Below are 22,553 nucleotides of genomic sequence, written 5' to 3'. Positions count from 1 at the left end.
GGTGTGATGGGCATGATCACCCGGGAATTCTCCATTTTGCGTCGGAAAAATAAACAAACCGACCTAACAAATTAATTTCCTATGCATAAGTTTAAAAAGCTCACGAGAGTGACTGTTGTGGTTGTAGTTCTGGTGTTGCTATTTAACATTCTGGGGCTTGTGTTTATAACGTACAAGTCTGATCAAAATGACGAAAGAGAAAATCTTGAGAAGCTATCGGAAAGCCAGCAAAAGCTTAGCCTCCAGATTGTTCAGCAAGAATTTTTAATTATTTCCCGGGAAGTCATGGACAATAATTCGGGAAAAACGGTTATAGAACGGCAGGACAGCCTGATCAGGCTATTTCAAAGTCAGGAAGAAATACTAAGAGAGAAGATTTCTGAATTTTCATTTGCGATGCTTTCTTTAAATCACTTAATTGAAGAAGAAACTCCCTTCTATACTAAAATAATAAGTATCATTAATCAATTGCGCGATTCGGAATTCAGTAAAATGCATTCAGGCCTCTTACAGGAATTGACAAACAATCAATATAACTACCAGGTAAAAATGCAAATCGCTGCCCAGAACCTAAGAGACTATGAAGAGTCTTTTACCAATAGCATTTATTGGATGAATTTTTTCATTTTAGGCTCTTTGATCTTATCCCTGATTATTCTGGCGCTAACGGTTATGAGCCCTGTTCTTAAGCAGAGTGTAAAAGATTATATCACGCTACAGTCATCATATGCAGCAATAAAAAAATCTGAAGAAGCATTAAAAAGAAAAGATCTGCTGTTGCATGCTGTCTCCTATGCAACTCATGAACTCATAAGCAGCAACGATTTCGCACAAGCAACTGCACAGGCTCTCAAACGATTTAGTATCACGATGGAATCCGATGAAATAAGTATTCATAAAAAAGAAACGGGTAGTGATGGTAGGTTATTTTCAAATCAGCTAATGAGCTATCATAAGAATAGCCTGGAAATAATATATAATGACCAGCAGTTTCAAAATGTATCTTTTAGTCATATGCCGTGGACTATTGATGAATTGTGTGAAAAAAACGTTTTTTGCAGTGCAGTCAGCGATTTGAAAGACGCTTCCAGAATATGGTTTGAACGCAAGAAGGTGCTTTCAATAGTAACAATACCTGTTTTCTCATCTGGTGCATTCTGGGGATTTGTCAATATTTATGATTGCAATCGTGTTCGTCAATGGGAGGATTCGGAAGTAACCATTTTGAAATCCTTATCAGTCACGTTTGGGTCAGTGATTGAACGAAAGGAATTACAGGAACGGTTGGTACATTCAAAAGAAGTTGCTGAAGCTGCCAGCAAGTGCAAAAGTGAATTCATGTCTAATATGAGTCATGAACTTCGAACACCAATGAATGGCATTATTGGCTTCACGGATCTCATTCTTACTACGGAGCTTAAATCCAACCAGAGAGAATATCTCAACAATGTTAAAAAAGCAGGGTATAATCTTTTAAATATTATCAATGATATCCTGGACTTTTCCAAAATGGAAGCCGGAAAGCTTTTACTGGATTCAACGGCTTTCAAGCTCGATGATTTAATCGAGGAGACAGCAGAAATATTGTCCCTGAAAGCATTGGAAAAGGGATTGGAAATTGTTTGTGTTATTGATCCATCACTTCCCTCATTGTTTACAGGTGATGCAGCAAGGATAAGGCAGATAGTAGTTAATCTGGTCGGAAATGCAATCAAGTTTACAGCCCAGGGCGAGATTGTGCTGAGCGTTAAAGAGATAGCCCCCGTCCATTTTGAAGATGGTAAGAAATACTTCAATCTGGCTATTTCTGTTAAAGACACCGGAATTGGAATTCCGGCAGATAAGCTTGGTGCAATCTTCGAAAATTTTACACAGGTTGATGCATCTACCACCCGAAAATTCGGAGGCACGGGATTAGGACTGACAATTTCAAAAGGTCTTGCAGCATTGATGTCCGGAACTCTGGAGGCAGAGAGTGAGTTGGGGAAAGGAAGCAAGTTTACTTTAACGCTCTCGTTAGAAGTCGCAAATGAACAACCTATAGTGATCCCTCCATGTAAACCAGTATTAAACAATGTATTGGTCGTAGACGATAATCAATCAAACTGCTTCCTGATGCAAAGCATCTTTGATCACTTTGGCATTCCGTGCAAAATATGTTATAGTGGAATGGAAGCCTTGGCACTTATTGAAAACGCCGTTGCCACTGGTCGGTTGTTTGACCTGATTGTAGCAGACCATCAAATGCCGGAAATGGACGGAATTTCCATGATAAAAAAGATTAAAACGATTTTAAAAGGCAATGCCGAGCCATTCATACTGATGTTGTCATCGCTGGACAGAACATTATTTCAGAGTGAGGCCGAAAATGCAGGTATCGATAAATTCCTGACAAAGCCTATTAAGATGCGTGAACTAAGCACGATTCTTTCAAAGATATTCAAGCCCTCCCCGAAACACGATGTTATTGAAATCAGGCCAGCCATTGAAAAAATGCCATCCCGGGGTGAAATAATGGTGGTAGAAGATGAGCCAATAAATATGCTATTGATTTCCGAAATTTTAAAAGCCAGGGGAATTAGTGTTCTGCAGGCGTTCAATGGTAAGCAAGCCTTAGAAATGTTGACGATATATGAACCGGCAATGATCTTTATGGACATTAATATGCCTGAAATGGACGGCATTACAGCTACCCGGATTGTCCGGAAAATGGATGAAAGGAAAGCAGGTATTTCTATTATCGCGTTAACTGCAGATGCGAGGGGGGAAGACAGGCAACTTTGCCTTGATGCGGGGATGAATGACTATATCTCAAAGCCGTTCCGGCTAGATGATATTGACAGGGTCTTAAGTAAATTTTTTCTGCCTATAAGTCTACGGGCGTAGGATTATTATACACTATGGATGAGCCACTCCTACAGTAACAGCAAGTCCAAAAGATCCGGCATTTCGTTGCAACTTAAACCATTTTATGATTGACTTCCAATGGGGCGGACAACAATGCATTGCAACGCTGTATGCATCGTTTTTCGGACACGTTTAACCATAGCTTTGGTGAAAACAGCGTCGCTCATCAAGCTTGATGTCATGTTTAATAATGCCGGTATTATGCCGATATCCCCACTCGACGATTTGAGTGTTGAGGACTGGGAGGAAATGATTGACATTAATATCAAAGGTGTACTTTATGGCATCACAGCAGCGCTTCCAGTTTTTCGTAAGCAGGGTTTCGGGCATATCATCAACTGCCTCTGTAGCTGGAATTAAAACTACACCGGGCATGTCTGTTTATTCAGGCACAAAGTTCGCTGTGCGAGCCATCTCTGAGGGCTTGTGCCAGGAAGCTGGCGATAAGCTGCGTGTTACGGTCATTATCCGAAAAAGGATTTCAGGGAGAATTGCTTGCAATATTGTGCAAATTTGTATAATATTGCAAATGATATCTGAATTTCCAAAAATCTCCGAAAATGAAACATAACCTAACGATTGCCGGCTTTTTACAGTAATCCTTTTTTCCGTTTACGGCTATTCTAAAATTATACCTATAGTTTCCCCGGTCATTGGGGAACCATGCAGGGTAAGATAGTCGCCGAATAATCAAAACATAGTAAAAAATAGCAACACCTATGCAAATCGAACACCTCGCAATTTGGGTCCGCGATCTGGAAGGCATGAGAGATTTTTATCTGAAATACTTCGATACAACTTCGGGAGAAAAATATGTAAATCCCGCTAAGCAGTTCACCGCTTATTTTGTTCTCTTCGGTAAAGGCAAAACACGACTGGAGTTGATGACCCGTCCCGATATTACCTCTATCGACGGAAAAAGAGGATTTAATATGGGGCTTGCCCACTTTACCATTTCAGTTGGCGGGAAAGACCAGGTCAATGCGCTGACAGAAAGGCTAAGAAAGGACAACTATACCATTTTTGGCGAGCCGAGGATAACAGGGGATGGATATTATGAAAGCGTTATCCTGGACCCCGAAGGCAATATTTTAGAAATCTCGGCATAAAGACTACCGGTGGAAATAACAACAATAATATTCGATTTCGGAGGCGTCCTGGTAGACTGGAACCCCCGGCACTTTTATCGCCGGGAATTTGGGGATGATGCCTCAATGGAAGTTTTCCTCGCCCATATCGGATGGGAAGAATGGAATCTTCAGCAGGACAAAGGCCGGTTGCTGGCGGAAGCTACCGAACTTCTCCAACGCCAATTCCCGGATTACCATTCAAAGATCCAGCTGTTTTATGAACAATGGGACAAGATGCTGAAGGGAGAGATTCCCGAAAATGTTGCACTTTTGCGGGAATTGAAGCTGAAGTATAAGTTATACGGATTAACGAACTGGTCGGCGGAAACCTTCCCGATAGCATTGAAAAGATTTTCCTTTTTTAAATTGTTCGATGGCATAGTTGTTTCCGGCGAAGAGAAGTTGGTCAAGCCGGATAAAAAGATTTTCAGGGTGATCTTAGAACGTTATCATTTAGATCCGAAAAGCACGCTCTTCATTGATGATAACCGGAATAATATCGATACCGCAAAAGGCATGGGCTTTTCTACAATTCATGTGTCAGAGCAAACAGATTTGAGACACGAGCTTCATGTTTCGGGTCTTCTCTAGCCCTGGATTGCAATGTTATTGTCTAATTCACAACAAACGTGATGTTAAAAGAAGAACGATTCAGTCATATCCTCAACCTTATTAAAAAGAAGGATAAAGCCAATTACGAATCCCTTGCGGGTGAACTGAACGTCTCTGAAGACACGATCAGAAGAGATATAGAATCGCTTCATAATAACGGCTTGCTCCTGAAAGTACGCGGCGGCGCCATATCCCTTTCAAAGAATCCGCTCAGCTTCCAGGATCGGACCCGGTACCAGTCAGAAGAAAAGAATATTATTGCCTTAAAAACGCTGCAGCTGATCAGGGAGGGGCAGACGGTCTTTATGGATGGCGGCTCGACCATCTGTGCAGTGGCGTCACATCTGACCGCCAATTCGAAGTTCAGGCTGGTAACCAACAATATGGCCCTGGTACCGATCATTTCTACATTCAGGCATATCGAGCTTATCGTGCTGGGGGGAATATATGATCGCGAGACGGCCGCTAACACGGGAGGACAGACCTGTGGCGAAGCCGCTAAATACATCGCAGACCTATTCCTGATGGGAACTTGTGCTCTCCAAAAAGACCTTGGCATTTCCGCCGTTTTTCAATCCGACGGTGAAGTAAAACAGCAAATGCTGAAAAACGCTGCTAAAACCATTGTCTTGGCCAATAATTCGAAATTAAATGTTACAGAGCATTATAAGGTTTGTGAATTAAAAGAGATCAAAGGATTAATCACAGACCTGCCTGCCGATGACCCCAGGCTCGATGACTTCAGAGGTCTGGGGATCCGGCTGATCTGAGCCACCTCTAAGCCACCTAATAAGGAGCGAAGAGTATTTAATAATTATTTTAGCAATTCTGCCGGAATTGCATCAATTGACCTGATCATAATATCCTTATAATAAATTTCTGCGCCTTCAGATTGTATCTGCAGTTTACCTTTTGCAAGCGGGCTTGCCTGCCCGTTATCCATTTGCCGGGAATGATATAATACCATCATCACTTTTCCATTTATCATATGTATACTTGTGTCACCGTGACAATAGAGATCAAGTGTGTTCCACTCACCGGAAGGCTTCTCGGCATCCAATCCTATCATGCAACGTCTTCCCACTTTACTGGTTGCACTGAAAGTATATAACTGTCCCGCAGGATTGTACACATATTCGCTGTCTGATTTTTTTATTGCCTTAACATCTTCCATACCACCTGCCACACCCCAATAATCGCCACTGTCTCCCTCCTGTATTTGAAATTCCTGGCTGCGCATCCATGCACCACCATCTGCTCCATGCTTACCCACGGCAAAGTATAGCAGCCCGCTGTCTTTTTTCTTTCCCTTTTTTTGTCCCCATGTTAAAGAGCCCCATTTAAACATTAATTGCAAATGAAAATTGTCGTATTCTTTTACAGTTGAGATGCCACCCCATTCCTGGCCTGAAATGCGGATAACTTTTTCTGCACCTTCATTCACTATACTGAAAACATGGTTGGGATCATTATTCAGCCCAACAGGTATATCACTCATCTTTTTTCCTGCATCATCACGGGGAGGAGCCAGGTAAGTATCCCAGCCGCTAAGGTCTTTGCCATTGAACAATTTTGTCCAGTCATTCTTTTGATGAAATGGATTGGTAAAACCCAATACCACTATGAACGGAAGCAAAAGAAACATCATCCATTTATACTGTTTCATTAAAAATTATTTTACTAAAGTTAGAGCAATTCTTTCCTTGTCCGTACCCTTGTACGGTTAAATTGTCTTAATTCCCGACGAGTTTCTGCTATGGCTTTGTGCCATGACGCGTAACGTCGATGTAACAATTAATCTACCTGAACTATATAAGAATTGAACTCTTTTACGAATTCATTTACTGTTTCCGGGTTTCGGCTTCCTATTACTGTAAATGAAAATCCACGCTTTAAATTAATTGATTCAGAAGTTCTGATGTTTAATTTTCTTGAATGGACAATAGCAAATAAATTACTATCATTAAATAAAGCCCATAATCTTATTATAGGTGAAGGATCATCCAGCCAATTTTCGTCTAACTGATAGCCAACAAAATGTTCACTATTAGATTCTTCAAATCCTGCACTTTTAAAATTGAATAAACTTATTAATAGTCAGGCTTGTATCCTGATTGATAATTTTTGAAAGAGAATATTCCGGGCTGGTACCTGGTTTAATATTTTTGATTGAGGTATAACCCACAAGTTCGGCTTTTAGACCCTGACTTGTTTCCACCCCTGCACGTAAATTCATTTTCTCAAGAACAGTTCCAAATATTTTCCCACGCCCTAAAAAATTATTTTTTAAACTAAATATATAGTTCTACATTTAAACTATAATTATAGTTTAAATGAAATCATTAACGAGAGCCGAAGAGCAGGTGATGAAAGTTTTATGGGAACTGGAAAACGGAGGACTCATGGAAATTGTTGAAGTCATGCCGGTTCCGCAGCCACATAAAAATACAGTGGCTACAATTTTGAAAACACTTGTTGACAAGGGTTTTGTAACTACCGAGAGCATCGGCAGGTTCTTTCGTTACTATCCATCCATTTCCAGGGAAGACTATTCTTCAAGTACATTAACGAATGTAGCCAAAGGCTATTTCCAGGGATCCTTTAGCAATGTGATCTCATTTTTGGTTGATGAAAAAAAATTATCAGTACAGGAAATCGAGCTGCTGCTGAATCAACTTAAAAAGTCAAAAAAATGAGCTCAATCTTCATCTTTTTGCTAAAGGTTGTGATCTGTTCGGGGATCTTCTATATCTACTATTTTATTTTTCTAAGAAATAAAAAACTACATCATTTCAATCGTGCTTTTTTATTGCTTTCGATACCAGGCTCATTGTCGATTCCTCTCCTCAATTGGAGAATCTATTCTTTAGAAATCCTTCCATCCCATGACCCAGGTGCAAGCCCATACTCCCAAACCTATGTAGATAGTGTCGTTTCGTTTTCATGGGAGGCTGCGTTGGTGGTTGCTTTTGTAGGGTTGGGATTTGTATTGTTAGTAAGTCTCATTGTCAGAATATGCCGAATGATGATATTAGTGAAAAGGCATTTTATTCAACCCATGAACGGCTTTTATTTTATTGAATCGGATCTTGAGCAAGCACCTTTTTCTTTTTTTGATAAATTATTTTGGAAGAAAACTATTTCTGTTGAAGAACCGGCAGGTGAACGGATCTTTATGCATGAACTGGCGCATATACGTCAACGCCATAGCCATGACAAATTATTTACACAATTAGTTTGTTGCATTTTTTGGGTGAACCCGTTTTACTGGCTTATTCAGCGAGAGTTATCGATGGTGCATGAATTTCTTGCCGATGCAGCTTCCATTGATGAAGGCGATTCGGAAACATTTGCGCAAATGCTGCTACGTTCGGTGAACAATGGACAGTATTTGAGTCCTTCGCAAGCATTCTTCAATTCCTCCGTACAACGTCGACTTACGATGATTAGTTCCTCCCAAAAAACCGGTTATTCTTTCGAAAGAAAGTATTTGATCATTCCTATTCTTATCCTGCTTTCAACCATATTATCGTGTACAATTACACGAAAAATGATGAATGCGACGCAGATGTATTCTATGAAACCCAGTGATGTTCCGGAAAAGCCACTTACTGCACAATTAAAACCTGCTGCACCTGAAATTGAAAAACCCAAAACAAGTTCTACATCACATCCAAAACCGAGCACTACGAAAAAGGACACTAAAGTTGAGTTCACGCATCTAAAATTTCCAGAAAAAAATTCATCACCACCAGGAAAGAACGACAAAAGCGATGGGGCTCTTTCGCCAGGAGAAATCATTGGAATAAAGAGCGGTAACTCCAGCGATGGCGCGGGCAAAAAAGAATATTCAGAACGGTACAGCACCAAACCAAGGGTTTCTTCAGAAAAATCTAAAGAAAGTACCATCAAAAGATCTTTCAAAGAAGAAGGATAGCCCAACGGTAAATTCAAGTAGAAAAAAAATTCTAAAAACCAAATTGCCATGATATTTAAAACAGGGAAACTATTTCCTTTGGGCATTCTATTGCCTGTACTTTGCTGCGTATTATCTGCCACCGCTCAGCAAGATTATGCAAGTATCCTAAAACAGGGCATACTAATGCAAGCTGATTTAGCTAACATTGACGCACATGCGAAAACGAAGGCTGAGGCTGCAATCGAATTATTGCGGACAGGCAAGGGAGAGCTTGTATGGCCATATCTTCGGAGTAGTGCCGATCCATCTATGCGTTCATACTTTGTCCGCGATGTGGGGCGTTCTGGTTTGCAACCAACCATAATAGTCGACCGTTTGGAAAAGGAAAAAGACGTTTCCATACGTCGGGCGCTGATCCTTAGTCTCGGCGGGTTTTCTGATAAACAAGTCTCCGCGCAACTCAGGCAAAGAATACTCACCAAACTGCTCCCCGCTTATCAAAACGATCCCGATCCGGGAGTTCATTCAGCCATAGATTGGCTGCTGCGAAACAGTACCCGCGGTTGGGGGAAACTTGCTCTCGATTGGAAGCAGGCAGCAGCATTGAAGCATATTGACAGCCAGCTTGCGGGGAAACCTTCAGGAAATCGCAAATGGTTTTTGACAAGTAAACAACAACCCATGGCCATTATTGAAGGGCCAGTAGAATTTCTAATGGGTTCACCGGGCAATGAACCCGGGCGAGACAAGTCACCAATTGAATTGCAACACCGTCAGCTAATACCAAGATCTTTTGCTATCGCTACCAAAGAAGTGAGCGTTGGACAGTTCCAGGAATTTTTGGATGCAAATCCGGCGATCAAAACTTTGGCTCAGTCGGGTGGCGCAAAAGATCCTTCTCGAAATGGAGCCATTATGAAAACAAGGATCATTGACGATGATTGCCCACAAATACTCATGACATGGTATGAAGCTGCACAATATTGCAACTGGCTGAGCGAACAGGAAGGCATTCCGAAAGAAGAATGGTGTTATCCAACATTACCTGAAATAAAAGAAGGCATGCATCTTCCTGATAACTATCTTGAGCGCAGCGGATATCGTTTACCCACAGAAGCTGAATATGAATATGCATCCAGATCGGGTAGCTGTACTTCCAGATTTTTTGGAGGATCGGAAGAATTGCTCCGCGAGTATTCCTGGTATACCGGAAACACATTTAATGAAAAACCCTGGCCCGGCGGACAGCTTAAGCCAAATGATTTTGGCTTGTTTGATGTGTATGGAAACGTGTGGGAATGGGGACAGAGCTGGGTTCAATACTATCTGTCGGCTTCAAAAGATTCTGTGTGGACTGATTCAAAAGATAGTTCACTTATTGTTTCAAAAGATTATAAGCGACCTCGCAAGGGCGGTTCATATACTTACGGTGCTGATTATCTTCGGTCGGCCGCCCGAAATGAAGGTTATATTCCTGATGAACGGCGTGATAGTGTTGGGTTTCGGATTGCGCGGACGATGAAGAAATGATTTTATCGGTGCACATGTATAAAATGCGACGGTGGTAATAACTTTTCTATTCCGGATAGTGTGATGTTTGGGATGACTGATCAACGCGATGCTCATAAGTCAGGGCTCACGGATTATGACGACTACAGTGCTGCATTTGGCAAGAAGTTCGAGTCGATGGCTTCGAGCATCACGACCTAAGCTGAGACGTTGCTGAAGTAGTGTACGAAGCTGTTACCGACGGTCGTGACCAGTTCAGATATGTTGTTGGCAATGATTTAAAGGAGCGGATCAAAGCCAGAACCAGCATGGATGATCTGAAATACATAAGGTACATGCGGGAACTTTTTAAAGTATAAAAACCAGCTCGTAACTAAATTTTGGTCTTTACAGCAAAATGAAATTTGGACCGTACAGAAAAATGTGTTCTTCACCTAGCTGTTTAAATATTTAATTAGTGAGTCGTACATAATCCAAAAAGACTTCAACAAATATAAATTTATTTGACAAAGCCTAAATGCACCGAGAGAAGGTAGTGATGTAACTACCTGTCCCATAATCACGGGAACACGATGTAATCAGGTATAGCAAGCCTAAGGGCTGGGATAATCAGATCAAAACAGACATTGTGTTGAATTATATTTGAGATTTTTTTTACTTGTCAAGGAATCGAATACGCTTAGCCAACTCCTTGAAATAATCACGCGACCATATTTCAATAGGTTTGTCATCAGGTATGAAACGTACGATATCTTCTTTGATATCATCCATAGACACCTGGTCGATCTTATCGTTCAGGTAAGGTTCCAATGACGAGATCTTTGAATGTTGTTTGATATGGCTGTCGAATCTTCTCCCATGTTTCTTCCGGAACTTTGAAAACTAGAGCTTCCGCAGGATGTGTTGTCAGCCAATCTTTGTTGTTCCTAAAACTCAGCACATCGTCTGCTCCAACCTTGTTAAGCATTGTTTCAAAGTCGGGACTATCAAAAAAGGTTTTGACTTCTGTATTTTTCAACATCATATGAAGGTCATAGATATGACGGATCTTATTTGCGAGATCGGTGTAGGGATCGGCTGTAAGAGAAAAGCGAACCAGACTCATGATCTTCTCACAAAAGGTACGTTCCTTGCTGAGTACGAGAACTCCAAAGGGCTGCATGTTATAGTCCTTTATGATGTCCTCCTCGCCTGTAGCCGCCATCATTTCAGTGATGTAACTGGTAACAGTACTGTTTATATGGGGTTCAAATGTGCCAAGCCAGGTTGCTTCTATGATAATGTTCTCTCTTATCTGTCCATATGTTCCTTTCAGATCCATCCTTTCATACTGGTGTGCAGTTTTGCGGATCATCCCCAGTTTATTGGTTATTCCGTCTAACTGAACTTCGGGCATTATTTCAGCCACTGCTTCTGTAATGGCTTTCAATTTGTTCTTCAGCTTGTTTCCGGCTTCGCCTTCTTCCTTTACCACTACTATATCAATATCTTCCGAGAAACGTTCTATTAGTTTGTAGCATTTCGATAATGCTGTTCCTCCTTTGAAGATGGCAAACTTTCCAGCCGCAGATGAGAAAATTCTGAACAATGCAACAGTTACCCAATAATCCTTTTCAATATAGATCTCCGGGATGTTCAGTTGATGTGACGCGGCCTGAACGGCTTCCCAGAATAATTCTTTGTCTTCATGTAGTCTCATACGATGTTCCACTGTTTAATGGCTGGTAACTCTTGCTGTTAAATTCCAAAGTTATAGGAGGACAGAGGGTTCAGACTTTTTGCAAGTGGTTCAACCATCCTGGAATCAATACCGAGACTGGTTAATAATGCTCCGGTAAGGGCCCGTACCCGCGGCGGATATTTCAGACTGGTACTGATCAGTTTCCGTTTATCATCTTGGTTGAGTTCATTGATCTTTTGTTGCAGTCGTTTTAGTGCCGCTTCCCTGTTAAGGTCCGGGATGTCTTTAAAATCTTTTATGGCGTCCAGAATTTCCAGTATGTAATAATTGTCATCGGTGACGTCCGCGTAACTTTTAACTGCTTTTACTGCTACGCTGCCGACTTTAGTAATTATTCTTTTATCCCGGCTGGCAACTTTTATGTTTTTGGGAACTTGTGTTGTCAACCCCATTTTATTATACAATGATGTGCCGGTAACATAAGCTATTCTCTTACCTTTTTGAAACAGGTAAGGTTTCAAGAGTTGGTCCTCGCCAGGTTTGAGTTCTCCGAATACTGATCTGTTTGGCTTATAATACCGCCCGGTTGAAGCTCTTTTGATAAGCCCCGCTTGGGTCATTCTGCCTAACGCCTTTACTGCTGCACGATATTCAGCTGGAACCAGTTTTAGCTGATCATAAGTAAAGACCTCGCCTTCCCTAAAGCGGTTTATTTCTTTTTCAATTTTTTTAGTTGTTTGCATCAGTAATTCCTCCTTTTCAAAGGTATGAATTTCTTATAAAATGTCACCTATTTTGCGCATAACACCTGTCCAATCCAATTCCTGAAAAGGAATTTAGCCTACCAAGAAATTGGGATCTTAATCAAATGGAAGACGAAAATAACAGCCTATGCGTGTTTAATCAAATCGAATGCTATCTCAGAGATAAAAGAGCAATGGTGTCACCCTCTACACTTACTGTTATTAAAACAATGAAGAAACATCTCTTTTCCTTCCAGGAACATATTGGATACAAAGTAGCGTTCGACAGTTTTGATGCAGTCTTCTACGAGCAATTCGTCAGATATCTCACTTTTGATATCCCACTAATGAGAAGGAACACCGTTCTAAAAGGCCTTAAGATAAATACGGTAGGAAAGACAGTAAAGCAACTGAAAACATTTATCAAAGATCGAATTCAGAAAAAGGTAATTCCACATGTTGATCTCACTGCATTTAAAATCTTGGAAAAAGATGTTGATGGTGTTTTCCTTAATTGGAATGAGTTATCGAGAATTTATCACCTGGACATGTCTTCTAAACCCGGACTGATAAAATACCGGGACCTATTTATCGTTGGATGTCTAACGGGGTTTCGATTCAGCGATTATTCAACGCTATCTGCTCATCATTTAAAGGATGGAATGCTACATGTAAAGCAACAAAAAACCGGCACTACCGTGGTAGTCCCATTAAGAGCCGATGCAAAAAGGATTTTAATAGAAAAGTATGAGTTGAAAATGCCAATGGTCAGCATGGTCAATTTCAACTATTACATTAAAGAAGTCGTCCGGTCAGCAGGCTTAAAAGAGCCGGTCAGCATATCACACAGACGAGGAAATAAAATTCGGGAAGAAATACGACCCAAATATGCCTGGATATCTTCGCACACTGCAAGGCGTTCCTTCTGTACTAATGAATAACTGGCTGGGACGCCATCAGATCTCATTATGTCTATCAGCGGCCATAAATCAGAAAAGTCTTTCAGAAAGTACATAAAGGCCGACCAAATAAAGAAAGCTTCAATGATTAAGGAATTATGGGATAATCAGCCAGGTTTGTATCACGTCGGTTTTAGTCTATCAAATTATAGACCTGCTGATAGACCATAAAATGAAAAACCCGCTACCAGAGCGGGTTCTACCTAAATTATCTGCGGACCGGACGGGACTCGAACCCGCGACCTCCGCCGTGACAGGGCGGCATTCTAACCAACTGAACTACCGATCCAACTCCCTTATTTTCTACCTGAAGTAGTTATTTTGGGAGGGCAAAGATAAGAGAAAAACTTTTCGAAACAACAGTTTTTTGGATTTCTTGCAGAAAAAATTATTCTACCGTTTCAGAGTTCTCATTTTATGTCATTCTGTTTTTATATAATTTAGAGTCAGAAAGATAAATGCTACTATAAAGGATTTACATAAGACCTGCCTCAAGGTTGATCAGACATAATAAAGACAAGTCTCAATATACATCTCTGAAAATTACATGGGAGATGTTTATATGGAGTAACTTGAAACGAAACCACTTGCACTAAGGGAAGAAAAACGTTTAAAATTTTACTCCATGAACATTACTCCATGAACAGATGATTAATTTGAGCGGAAACTCTAAAAATATTGTGAGTTGATTCCGATAATCCATTAAACAGTTTCCTATCTGAATGTGATCGATTAAAGTTGGAGACAACAAAAAATGCCGATGGAATTCAATAAGCTGAAAGTCGCCTATATCGGGCTCGATCAGCCATATATTGACAGCGCTAATTTACTTGTAATGTAGAAAAGACAAATTTTAAATCTCGTGTTGAATAGAAATATTATTCATCAAAAATATATTATCCCTGATTTTCATAATGATGGAACCTGATCATTCAGCAGCATCCGAATATAATATTCATGATTACGGGGAAGCAAGATTGCTACGAGGAATTCGCGGAATGAGCCGCGGGAAGGTCATCAAATATTTTTTGCAATTTCTTGTAAGTCCTTTATTTACCGTGCCTTTTCAAAAGTTATAAGTATCGCAAATATTCCACTTTTTTGTGTTGTGTTGTAAGAGATGGAAATTATTTACATCAAAAATAGCCGCATATTTCTCTGTGTCGTATATTTTCCAGGCCTCCACGAACTTTTCGGGTCTGAGATCTCTATATGCAACTGTTATATGAGGTGTAAATTTTAGTTCGCGGTTCAAAGAAACGGATTTTGGAAAGGAAATCCAGAATCGTCTGATAAGGTCGTGTTGCAATGATAATAACGGAATAGTCGTAATTGGATTCACATAAATGACCGGATGGTCCCTATTGGGAAAGGCGCCAAAATTTTTCAATTCAATGTTAAACTGAGTTATATCCAGCGATAAACACCGGAGCCATTGTAATAGATCGAAATGCCTGGAAGACGGTAATTTGAAGGGCATTTTTAAAGTGATATGAGGCACGACCTTTAGTGCTTGTGTTGATTCAAAACGGCGCGCAAGATCCCGCTTGAAAGCATCAATCTCATTACAAATTTGTTCGTTTGGGATCAGGGCCATAAAATACAGATTTTCTCTTTCCATGATGTTCTGATTTTTTTAGCTGTAACAGAAAACTAACAAATAACGGAAACGATAATTTTTAATCCGCCCCTAAAATACTAAATATTTTAGTATTTAGAAACAAAAATATTCTGATCATCGCGATAATTCTCATGTTATTAGTGAACAGGGGATGGGAATTTTCGGGTGAATACCTCGCGGGGAAGTCACAACTTTAGAGGAACTTTTTCGCCGATGAATACATCAATTGGCGATACAACTGGCATCTACCGGTCCCATGTTGGAACCTTTATACTTTAAGTTTTAAGAGAGAAATTGTAGGCAAGCCATAAGGTTTAGATGTTGTCGCATAATCGCTCGCGTGAGCAAGAAAAGCGAGGCGAAATTTGTGGCAAGACAACGGACACAAAATTTATTCCAGCCTTTAATGTGAAGATGCTTTCAGTCCCACGATTGAACCAATCAGCGTCATCAGAAAAAATATTCTCCAAAAATTAGCCGGGTCCTTAAAGAAGAAAATTCCCACTATAGCGGTTCCCGCTGCACCAATCCCGGTCCAGACAGCGTATGCCGTGCCAATTGGAAGGGTTTGTGTAGCTTTCATTAGCAACAGCATGCTGATTATTAATGCGAGTAAAAATCCACCATACCACCAGTATACAGCACTTCCCTCTGCTTCTTTTGCCTTGCCAAGGCAGGACGCGAAAGCGACTTCGAATAATCCCGCGACAATTAAGATGAGCCAGTTCATTATCTATGATTTTGTTTGCAAAGATGATAAACAGTCCGGTCTTTAAATTTTACAAATGATAAAAAATATATTCTTTATTTGATTTCAGCACGGATCCGGCTTAAGGTAACCTGGGTGATGCCGAGATACGATGCAATGTACCCCAGTTGAACCCGCTGAAGCAAGTCAGAATGATCCCGCATCAAGTCTCTATATCTTTCAGAAGCAGATCGAAATTGACTTGAAATAAGTCTCTCTTCGGTTTTCAATAATTCTTTCTCGGCAAGTTTACGTCCCCAATTAGCTATATGTATGTCTTCAAGAAAAAGCTTCTGAAGATTTTCACTTTTCAATTTGAAAAGCCCGCAATCTTCAAGCAACTCTATGTTCTCATATCCTTTTTGAGAAGCAACATAACTTTTCATCGAGAGTACTGTATCACCTTCCTTTCCAAACCAAAAAGTTATCTCGCTTCCATCTTTGGGTGAGTATGCGCGCACAATTCCTTTTTTTATGAAAAAGATATTCGTTTCAATTTTATCTGCCTTTAAAAGAATTTTTCCTTTTGGATGATCGACTTCGCTGATTGTGTCTTCCAACAACGATTTTGACTTCTCAGGGAGAAGGTATATGCTATCTAATATCTGGCTAATCTTCATTTTTGGCTGGTCTATTAGTATATGTGGGTACCATGAATTTACACATGTTGAAATGAAAACCAGCGGTTGCCCGGTAAAATGGCTGGTCGGTAATCATTGGAAGTTCAAAGATAACTGTCACTACCAGTTAAATCAACCTATTAAGAAACTATCCCCGGTTTGGTTTGAAGACATGCGGGAACGGACATATGATGAAATGTCCTGGAAATAAACAATACAGTTCTGAAATTGCAGGTATTTGAGTACGTGAGGTTGGAATGAGTGAATGGAAATTCAAGGGGGGATAAAGACCAACCTGTTAGGTTCGGGCAAACCACACAGCATATGTGGCCCTGGTTTGCCGGAGCAAGCTGGCCACTCCACAATGGAATCGTTGGCATAGTATTTTAATAGGTAGTGGGAGAGCCACCTGTGGTAAAGTGGAAATGTCGGCCAAAGAGCATTCCTGTCTTATTGAAAAACCCGTCATGATAAAAATGTCCGTCTATTGGAAAACCTTTATCATATTGAAAAGCCATTATCTGATTGCAAAGCCACTGTCCTGATAAAAAGCCCCTACCTTATTGAAACGGCGTTATCTTATTGAAAAGCCGTTGGCTTATCGAAAAGGGTGCAAAGGATTCCACACTACAGCTATTTGCCAATGTAAACAATCCTGCAAATCCATTTCCTGATGGGAAAAACTCTGACCGGTTTGGTACTGACTTCACCATGCTGAAAAACCGCCTGAACAGTTCTTTTATTATCGGGGGTGATTAAGGGCTTGAGTACAATATGACTTCGGCAGGATCCAGGATTGAAGGTTAATTTAAGTGCCTGAACCGCCGATCAATTAAATGGATTTGCTGTGGAATATTAGTGTTACTTTCGTATAAGTTTAATACTGCAATTAATTCCTGGAAGAACCACATCTATCTTCCCATCCCTCCCACAAAAAGTTTTTTGTCAAGTACCTTATCGATCCTGATCATTATGGTAACTACCTTGTTAAGTTGTTTCATTACCTGACACTTGGAAACAGCATAACATTATCAATTTCAACAGACATAAAAGTCGTCATTACATAGAACTTGCTTGTAACCTGACAGGTGGTTTTGAGTTGCAATAGGTTTGCTTAATAACGAATCCGAATTGTGCTACCTGTAATAGACCATTAAATATTTGCGAGATCATATATAGCCGTTTAGGGTATATAGCTTTTTCTTTTTTTAGACGTTACTGTGAAAATAAAAGTCATTAAAATTTGACATTCCTGCCCAGGATTTTGATACCACGACTTTCTAATCTATCAAATCTATGTGTATGAGTGAGCAGAGTTTACGCTTGATTAAAGAGGAGGTTGAAAGAATTTTCGGAAGAAAGATTTTAACTGCATCAGATTGTCAATATTTAAGTAACGATATATACAAACAAACAAAACAGAAATTAAGCTTAAATACCCTGCGACGTTTTTTTCACCTGATGAAGAGCAAATATCAACCTTCCTCATTCACTCTTAACCTGCTTTCAAAATACTGCGGTTTTTCTTCGCTTGATGATCTTGTCAATCATAAAGAACAGGTTTATAAAAATCATGTAAATTCTGATCCTGACTTATTGAATTTTTTGATTTTGTTGTTTAGGGATTTTAATACAAGGGGGATAGATGACACTACTTACATAAATCTAATTCATGAAATTATCAATAACCTCGAAAAGTGGCCCCATGTCATTGATGAGTTTCAAAGTCAGATCGCGAAAACAGCCAACGGTCAATTTTTCTATTACGAACAATCTGTAAACATTGATAATTTAAACGGATATTATGGCGATGGATTGCGGTATTATTTGCATGAACGAAAAGATGCTCCGGCACAAATATTTGGACACTCGCTGCTTTGTTTCCGGAGCTGGTTATCTAATCAAAAAGATGAAGTTTATAATCATTGCCAGGAATTGATTCAATACAGTATCAATGAAACAATTCATCCCTCTATTTGTGGAAGATACTTTGCATCTCATTTATACCAGGCAGAAATTTACGACTATGACTTCGAACCAATTTTATCGGCGGCCAGGGAATATTATTTAGATACAAAATATTCAAAAGACATCAGGTATGGATTTCCATATTTTGAATTTATTTTGTCTGAAACACTCATTCTAACACAGCAATACGACGAGGCTTTGTTTTATATTATCGAAGCGATTAAAAAAAGAAATAATTATGTTCCGCCATATGTTGACTTAAAGTTGTTTGAGTCAATTTATCTTTTTCATGCAATTGCATTAAAAAATACTGGCAGGGCGGAAAAGGCTAAAGAAATGTTTGAAATGATAAGTGTAAATAACTTTTATTTTTTGTCGAAAAAATTCAACATGCTTTTATACTTATTGCAAAAACAATCTTTACATAAAAACGACTTCCTGAAAGGACAATTAGATTATTTAATTAAACAAACAGGATTTATAAAATTAGTAACCGCCTACCCGGAAATATTAGCTAAGCCAATGGAAAAAGGATAACGGGACTTGTGGGCAAAAATGGGCAATTAACTTTGCCGGCGTGTTTTTAATTTGGACATAACAATAATTTAACTAAAACATAACCCTAATTTAACAAAGCCCTGTTAAAGCACAACCCTAATTTATTTTATACACCATTTTACTTTGTTCGGTGATAAGTTGGTAGACGAGATGCTGACACAAATAATATTGTGAATTACTCAAGTCTTCCATGCTAATCAGGCTAAGCTATTCCTCTCATAGCTTGTGTGTATCTATTTGCATATCGCGATTGAAATACACATTGTTATGGAAATGCCAGGTAGTGACAGATGAATCATTATACCCTTTGCAGACTTATAAAAAATGGCTCAGATTGTTATGATTTAGCAGTTTTTTACTTAAGCTAATTGCAAAGATATGAATACCAGGCACCTCCTTTATTTGCTGATTATTTCTTCGGTAGTTTTACCTTCCTGTTTTAACACAAAAGATGTTACGAGTTTTAATTCAATAAAGGATACTACCATTCAGTATTCCATTGAAAGCCTTGAGCCAGTAATTCAGAAGAATGATATTTTAAGTATATCAGTTAGCAGTCTTAATACGGACGCAACGCAGCCCTTTAATCTATATACTATTTCTTCATCACAGGGCGCCGTAAACTCGGGAACAGTATCTCAGGCATCCGGGTTTTTAGTCAACCAGGAAGGATACATACAATTCCCGATGCTCGGCAGTATAAAAGTGGCGGGCATGACAAAAAAAACACTGACAGACACAATCACTGCAGGTCTTATTAAGAAAAATCTTTTGTACGAACCGATTGTAAATATCCGTTACTTAAATTATAAGATCACTGTACTTGGCGAAGTAGCAAGACCTGCCGTTATAAATGTACCCGGGGAAAAAATCACCCTTCTCGAGGCGCTAGGCGTCGCCGGGGATCTCACGTCATATGCTAACCGAACCAACATTTTGGTTATTCGTGACAGTGAATCAGGAACGCGTACTACTAAACGACTTGACCTGACTGATGATGATCTTTTTACTTCTCCCTACTACTTTCTGAAGTCAAATGATATTATTTATGTAGCACCTAACAAGGCTAAGGCTGCCGGCACAAGCACATCGAGACAATGGTGGCCAGTAGTGCTAAGTGCAATGTCTTTTGTCGCAATTGTAATAGGGATAATAGCGGATAAATAAATTTGTGAATAAGCGAATAAGTGAATTTTATGCAGGAAAATAAATACATATCGGCAAAGACAGGGAAAAAAGAAAATAATTCCATTAAGCTTTTATTAAACCAGTATTTGCCTTACTGGCCGCTTTTTGTATTGCTAGTTCTTATATGTTGGATTGCTGCCTATGGATATTTGTACGTAACGAAGCCGATATATGAAGTATCTGCCAGCATCTTAATAAAAGATGAAAAGAAAGGAGCAGACGCCGAAAGAATATCAGATGCTATCAACGGATATGGATTGACCAAGATCGTTGAAAATGAAATAGAAGTAGTCAGGTCAAAGGATTTATTGAGAAAGGTGATAGATAGCCTTTGCCTTTATGCTCCTGTTTTTGAAGATGGTACTATTATAGAAAGGTCAGCCTATAAATCTTCACCTGTTATCATTGAGATCCTGGAAACTGAAAATATACAAAAAATTCCCCGGGTTGACTTTAGTTACGATGGAAAAATACAGGAGGTGATCATCGGAGATAAAAATTATGCATTGAATAAATGGATACCTGCACCATTTGGTATCGTCCGGTTTGTGGAGAATCCTGATTTTGTTGCGCATGCAAAGTATCCTTTGTTTTTCTCCCTTGTCCCAGTCAATAACGTACTCAACAATGTTTCTTCGAAGCTAAATGTTGCTCCGGCAGGTAAGATGTCTTCAGTACTTTACTTAACATACAGAGATGCTGTGCCGGAAAGGGGAAAAGACATACTTAATTTGTTAATCGATATTTATAACCAGGAAGCCATTAATGACAAAAACCAGATTGCCGCTAATACGCTTGCATTTGTAGAAAATCGTATGACGCATGTGGTGCGTGAACTTGATTCCGTTGAAGACCAATTACAAAGATTCAGAACCGAAAAAGCCGTGGTCAATTTAAGTGAGCAGGGCAAGCTTTATCTTCAAAGTGTTGGGGAAAATGATGAAAAGTTAATGGATATGGATATGCAACTATCTATGCTTGATGAGGCAGAAAAATATGTGCGTTCAAAAAATACCCAGATCGGGATTGTTCCTGCAATTACGGGTGTTAAAGATGTTTTGCTTTCTCAGTTATTGCAAAAATTATTTGATTCGCAGGTGCAATATGAGCGATTAAAGAAGACAGTCCCGGCTGGTCATCCGACAATGATTTCTTTAGAAAATGAAATCCAGAATTTGCGACCGCATATATTGGAGAATATTCAGAATCAACGGGCCAGTATAGTAGCGGGGAGAAGCCAGCTGAGCAAAAGCGCTGGTGTGTATACATCAATGCTCCGCAGCATTCCTAAAAATGAAAGGGGACTGTTGGATATTAGCCGTCAGCAAACCATCAAAAATAATGTGTATTCTTTCCTGCTGCAAAAAAGAGAGGAAGTAGCATTAACATATGCTTCCTCGATTGCTGATAGCAGAACAATTGAACGGGCGTATGCTTCCCCCGGCCCTGTAAGTCCAAACAAAAAATTCGTAATAGGTGTTGCCACTGCGGTTGCATTATTGATTGGGGTTATCATTGTAAACATCAAGGAAATACTGACAAATAAAATTTTGTTTCGTTCAGACATTGAGGCAATTACTGATATACCGGTTATTGCTGAAATTATGAGGGTAAATAGGAAAACGTCGCATTTTATCAGTAATACCAGTCGATCAAATCTTAACGAACAATTTTGTCAGTTAAGGGTTGCCCTGACGCTGAACAATCGTTTTTCACAGAGTAAAAAAATATTGGTCACTTCCGGCATTCCTTCTGAGGGCAAAACTTTCGTCAGCATTAACCTGGCGCTGAGCGTGGCTTTTTCAGGAGGGAAGGTGGCACTGGTCGACATGGATTTGCGCAGCCCGCAGGTATCCGCTACCTATGGGCTGGAAAAAGAAAGAGGCGTAGCAAATTTTCTGCAGAACAAAGAAGTCTCTTTTGATGAGATTGTTTATGAAACAGATTATCCCAACCTGTTTATTATTCCCGCCGGAGTTGGGGAAGTAAATCCAACAGAATTATTCTTGAATGGAAACATCGAAAGGTTGTTTGAAAATCTTAATAAAACATTTGATTTCATAATTGTCGATGCATCTCCGATCGATCCGCTGGCTGATGCTTATCTTCTTACAGAACATTGTGACTCGACATTATTTATCGTCCGGCATGACTATACGCCCAAGGCTATGGTCGAGTTGGTGCAGGAAAGCAGGAAAGTAAATGCTTTAAAGAACATCGCAATAGTTTTTAACGATATAAAACCCAGGGGTTTTATCAGAAAAGGATATGGTTACAGCTACGGGTATGGTGTGAAAAAGGTTTATGGAAATAAGGTTTACGGCAGAAGCATCTCGGCCAGGGATTGACAAGTTCCCATACATCTTACTTGAAATTAATTTTTAATTCTT

At 39.7% G+C, this 22,553-nt stretch carries 22 protein-coding genes and 1 tRNA gene; 15 read left to right on the top strand and 8 right to left on the bottom strand.

All coding sequences use genetic code 11. The features are described 5' to 3' along the window. Positions 1-81 precede the first annotated feature (81 nt). The 6 genes from VK664_RS29040 (at position 82) to VK664_RS29015 (ending at position 5,419) form a co-directional block, all read left to right on the top strand. Complete coding sequence (locus tag VK664_RS29040; protein ID WP_461402245.1) at positions 82-2,886, top strand: GAF domain-containing hybrid sensor histidine kinase/response regulator; 2,805 nt, start codon at positions 82-84, stop codon at positions 2,884-2,886. A gap of 168 nt (positions 2,887-3,054) precedes the next feature. Then, the gene (locus VK664_RS29035) at positions 3,055-3,267 is read left to right on the top strand and encodes an SDR family oxidoreductase (protein ID WP_461402244.1); all 213 of its coding nucleotides are present in this window, start codon (positions 3,055-3,057) and stop codon (positions 3,265-3,267) included. Next, complete coding sequence (locus VK664_RS29030) at positions 3,188-3,478, top strand: SDR family NAD(P)-dependent oxidoreductase (RefSeq protein WP_461402243.1); 291 nt, start codon at positions 3,188-3,190, stop codon at positions 3,476-3,478. Before VK664_RS29035 ends, VK664_RS29030 begins: the two co-directional genes overlap by 80 nt. Positions 3,479-3,626: 148 nt before the next feature. Further along, entirely contained in the window at positions 3,627-4,016 is a 390-nt protein-coding gene (locus VK664_RS29025; protein WP_461402242.1) for a VOC family protein, read from the top strand. 9 nt (positions 4,017-4,025) lie between these two features. Continuing rightward, on the top strand, positions 4,026-4,628 hold the full coding sequence (locus VK664_RS29020; protein WP_461402241.1) for an HAD family hydrolase: 603 nt from the start codon (positions 4,026-4,028) through the stop codon (positions 4,626-4,628). A gap of 41 nt (positions 4,629-4,669) precedes the next feature. Continuing rightward, the gene (locus tag VK664_RS29015; RefSeq protein ID WP_461402254.1) at positions 4,670-5,419 is read left to right on the top strand and encodes a DeoR/GlpR family DNA-binding transcription regulator; all 750 of its coding nucleotides are present in this window, start codon (positions 4,670-4,672) and stop codon (positions 5,417-5,419) included. 44 nt (positions 5,420-5,463) lie between these two features. Here VK664_RS29015 and VK664_RS29010 read toward each other — a convergent pair whose 3' ends face one another. Beyond that, on the bottom strand, positions 5,464-6,315 hold the full coding sequence (locus tag VK664_RS29010) for a 3-keto-disaccharide hydrolase (protein ID WP_461402240.1): 852 nt from the start codon (positions 6,313-6,315) through the stop codon (positions 5,464-5,466). Between the two features lie 667 nt (positions 6,316-6,982). On the opposite strand from VK664_RS29010, the gene VK664_RS29005 reads away from it, so the two are divergent. The 3 genes from VK664_RS29005 (at position 6,983) to VK664_RS28995 (ending at position 10,098) form a co-directional block, all read left to right on the top strand. Continuing rightward, the gene (locus VK664_RS29005; protein WP_461402238.1) at positions 6,983-7,345 is read left to right on the top strand and encodes a BlaI/MecI/CopY family transcriptional regulator; all 363 of its coding nucleotides are present in this window, start codon (positions 6,983-6,985) and stop codon (positions 7,343-7,345) included. A gap of 113 nt (positions 7,346-7,458) precedes the next feature. Next, positions 7,459-8,586, top strand: coding sequence for a M56 family metallopeptidase (locus tag VK664_RS29000; RefSeq protein ID WP_461402237.1), 1,128 nt, complete (start codon positions 7,459-7,461; stop codon positions 8,584-8,586). 48 nt (positions 8,587-8,634) lie between these two features. Continuing rightward, positions 8,635-10,098, top strand: a complete 1,464-nt coding sequence (locus VK664_RS28995; protein ID WP_461402236.1) for an SUMF1/EgtB/PvdO family nonheme iron enzyme — start codon at positions 8,635-8,637, stop codon at positions 10,096-10,098. Between the two features lie 633 nt (positions 10,099-10,731). On the opposite strand, the gene VK664_RS28990 is transcribed toward VK664_RS28995, so the two are convergent. From VK664_RS28990 to VK664_RS28980, 3 genes are read right to left on the bottom strand one after another with little or no spacing between them, the layout of a single operon-like run. Continuing rightward, a complete protein-coding gene (locus VK664_RS28990) occupies positions 10,732-10,887 on the bottom strand; it encodes a hypothetical protein (RefSeq protein WP_461402235.1) in 156 nt (51 codons plus the stop codon). Beyond that, a complete protein-coding gene (locus VK664_RS28985) occupies positions 10,865-11,776 on the bottom strand; it encodes a nucleotidyl transferase AbiEii/AbiGii toxin family protein (RefSeq protein ID WP_461402234.1) in 912 nt (303 codons plus the stop codon). The genes VK664_RS28990 and VK664_RS28985 overlap by 23 nt, the downstream gene beginning before the upstream one ends. Before the next feature lie 38 nt (positions 11,777-11,814). Continuing rightward, entirely contained in the window at positions 11,815-12,501 is a 687-nt protein-coding gene (locus VK664_RS28980) for a DUF6088 family protein (RefSeq protein ID WP_461402233.1), read from the bottom strand. Between the two features lie 125 nt (positions 12,502-12,626). Between VK664_RS28980 and VK664_RS28975 the strand changes: the two genes are divergently transcribed. Beyond that, positions 12,627-13,442 carry a phage integrase SAM-like domain-containing protein gene (locus tag VK664_RS28975; protein ID WP_461402232.1) on the top strand — a complete coding sequence of 272 codons (816 nt, stop codon included), beginning with the start codon at positions 12,627-12,629 and terminating at the stop codon, positions 13,440-13,442. A 233-nt stretch (positions 13,443-13,675) separates the two neighbouring features. Here VK664_RS28975 and VK664_RS28970 read toward each other — a convergent pair. The 4 genes from VK664_RS28970 to VK664_RS28955 form a co-directional block, all read right to left on the bottom strand. Beyond that, positions 13,676-13,749, bottom strand: a tRNA-Asp gene (locus VK664_RS28970). A gap of 777 nt (positions 13,750-14,526) precedes the next feature. Further along, positions 14,527-15,081 (bottom strand): 2'-5' RNA ligase family protein, encoded by a 555-nt coding sequence (locus tag VK664_RS28965; protein ID WP_461402231.1) that lies wholly within the window; start codon positions 15,079-15,081, stop codon positions 14,527-14,529. Between the two features lie 403 nt (positions 15,082-15,484). Beyond that, positions 15,485-15,811, bottom strand: a complete 327-nt coding sequence (locus VK664_RS28960; protein WP_461402230.1) for a DMT family transporter — start codon at positions 15,809-15,811, stop codon at positions 15,485-15,487. Between the two features lie 74 nt (positions 15,812-15,885). Next, positions 15,886-16,449: a Crp/Fnr family transcriptional regulator gene (locus VK664_RS28955; protein ID WP_461402229.1), complete on the bottom strand. Its 564-nt coding sequence runs from the start codon at positions 16,447-16,449 to the stop codon at positions 15,886-15,888. A gap of 52 nt (positions 16,450-16,501) precedes the next feature. On the opposite strand from VK664_RS28955, the gene VK664_RS28950 reads away from it, so the two are divergent. The 5 genes from VK664_RS28950 to VK664_RS28930 all read left to right on the top strand — a co-directional run bounded on the left by VK664_RS28950 (position 16,502) and on the right by VK664_RS28930 (position 22,511). After that, positions 16,502-16,660 carry a hypothetical protein gene (locus tag VK664_RS28950; RefSeq protein WP_461402228.1) on the top strand — a complete coding sequence of 53 codons (159 nt, stop codon included), beginning with the start codon at positions 16,502-16,504 and terminating at the stop codon, positions 16,658-16,660. A gap of 371 nt (positions 16,661-17,031) precedes the next feature. Further along, the gene (locus VK664_RS28945; protein WP_461402227.1) at positions 17,032-17,208 is read left to right on the top strand and encodes a hypothetical protein; all 177 of its coding nucleotides are present in this window, start codon (positions 17,032-17,034) and stop codon (positions 17,206-17,208) included. A 543-nt stretch (positions 17,209-17,751) separates the two neighbouring features. After that, positions 17,752-18,954, top strand: coding sequence for a hypothetical protein (locus VK664_RS28940; RefSeq protein WP_461402226.1), 1,203 nt, complete (start codon positions 17,752-17,754; stop codon positions 18,952-18,954). 399 nt (positions 18,955-19,353) lie between these two features. Continuing rightward, complete coding sequence (locus tag VK664_RS28935; protein ID WP_461402225.1) at positions 19,354-20,142, top strand: polysaccharide biosynthesis/export family protein; 789 nt, start codon at positions 19,354-19,356, stop codon at positions 20,140-20,142. 29 nt (positions 20,143-20,171) lie between these two features. Then, positions 20,172-22,511, top strand: a complete 2,340-nt coding sequence (locus VK664_RS28930) for a GumC family protein (protein ID WP_461402224.1) — start codon at positions 20,172-20,174, stop codon at positions 22,509-22,511. Positions 22,512-22,553: the final 42 nt, after the last annotated feature.

Source organism: Flavitalea sp. (assembly GCF_035489435.1).
Lineage (GTDB): Bacteria > Bacteroidota > Bacteroidia > Chitinophagales > Chitinophagaceae > DATHKG01.
The sequence above is the reverse complement of the archived record's forward strand: the minus strand, read 5'-3'. Positions and strand labels throughout refer to the sequence as shown.